Source organism: Moorena producens 3L (assembly GCF_000211815.1).
GTDB classification, from domain to species: domain Bacteria; phylum Cyanobacteriota; class Cyanobacteriia; order Cyanobacteriales; family Coleofasciculaceae; genus Moorena; species Moorena producens.
In genome coordinates this window covers 1,580-3,053 of sequence record NZ_GL890887.1, presented here as the reverse complement: position 1 = coordinate 3,053, position 1,474 = coordinate 1,580, and the positions used below count along the sequence as shown (strand labels likewise).

General features: G+C 59.1%; 2 protein-coding genes. Both read right to left on the bottom strand.

Annotated elements, in window-relative coordinates:
* Positions 1–889, bottom strand: an 889-nt coding sequence (locus LYNGBM3L_RS49850; protein ID WP_008183605.1) for an aminotransferase class I/II-fold pyridoxal phosphate-dependent enzyme, incomplete at its 3' end; no start/stop codon positions are given.
* Between the two features lie 23 nt (positions 890–912).
* A partial coding sequence (locus tag LYNGBM3L_RS49845; protein ID WP_131827475.1) for a ribose-phosphate diphosphokinase occupies positions 913–1,474 on the bottom strand: 562 nt, incomplete at its 5' end.

The window sequence follows — 1,474 nt, the reverse complement described above, 5'->3', positions numbered from 1 at the left end:
ACGGCCGGGAGCTGGCAATCCGTTGATGGCACCAATCACGGCCCGCGGACGTCATCGCCGCCTGAGCGGCCAGTTGATTGACAATCGGCGGACACACCAGGTTCGTATCCTGGATCTTTTTCACCGCCACCTCGAGGTGAGCGGGAATCACCATGTAACCGACGCGCCATCCCGCCATGCCATAGGCCTTGGAGAGCGTGTAGAGGCTAATGGTGTGCGCCGTCGACTCCGGCAGGCTGGCGGGTGAAAAATGAGGCTCCGCGGAGTAGTTGAAGTACTCATAGGCTTCATCACTGATGTGATAAAGCGACCGCTCTCGGCACAATTGATTGACCGCCGTCAATCGATCTGCAGGATACACGGCACCCGTAGGATTGTTGGGTGAAACCGTGACGATGGCCTTCGTCTTGGGCGTAATGGCGTCGGCAAGCCGATCTAGATCCAACTGATACTCCGAGTCGGTGGGGACGACGACGACCCGGCACCCCGCGATCTCAATCGCCATTTCGTGATTGAAATAGTAGGGACTGACCAGCATGATCTCGTCCCCCACATCAGCAATCGCCAACACGGCATTCAAAAAGCCCATATTGGACCCGGTGGTGACCACCACGCTGCGATCGGCAAGCGTCGTTTGGTTTTCCGTCTCGACTTTTTGCTCGATGGCTTGTAACAACCCCGAGGTGCCCCGCACCAGTCCGTATCGGTCGACGGCCGGGTCACTTTGCATGGCCGTGGTCACCGCCACGCCGACCGCTGCCGGCGCGGGGTAATGGACGACACCTTGGCCCAGCGAAATCGTCCCGGGATGCTGCGCAATCCACTCCCCTACGACGGGAATCATGGGAGTCTGCACCTGCCGGATGCGTTGGGACTCGCCCCAGTTCATGGGTGCACTCCTCTGGCAGACGCCTAGCGTGAGCTCACGAAGATGTCGCTGATCGATTCGTCGTGATGAATCCGCTTGATCGCTTCCCCGAGCAGCGGGGCTACGGTGAGTACGGTGAACTTTTCCAGCGTCTTCTCGGGTGGTAACGGAATCGTATCGGTCGTCACCACGCCCGTGATCGGCGCCGACTTCAGCCGCTGAATCGCCTCTCCCGAAAAGACACCATGGGTGGCCGCCACGTAGATTTCCTTGGCGCCCTCATCATGGACCTTTTGAGCTGCGCCGCAGATCGACCCCGCGGTGCTGATCATGTCATCAAACATCAGGGCAATCCGGCCCTCGATCGGTCCGCCAATGATGTTCGCCTGCTGCGTCTCGGAAGCACTCTTGCGCCGCTTGTCGACGATCGCCAAATGGTTCCCCAAGCGCTTGGCATGCCCCACAGCGCGCTTGATGCTGCCCTCATCCGGACTCACGACCACGACATCATCTAAATCGAAGCCCATGTCGAGAAAATGCTGATTCAGTACCGGTGCGGCGTAAAGATGATCCACAGGAACATCAAAGAAGCCCTGAATCTGCGCG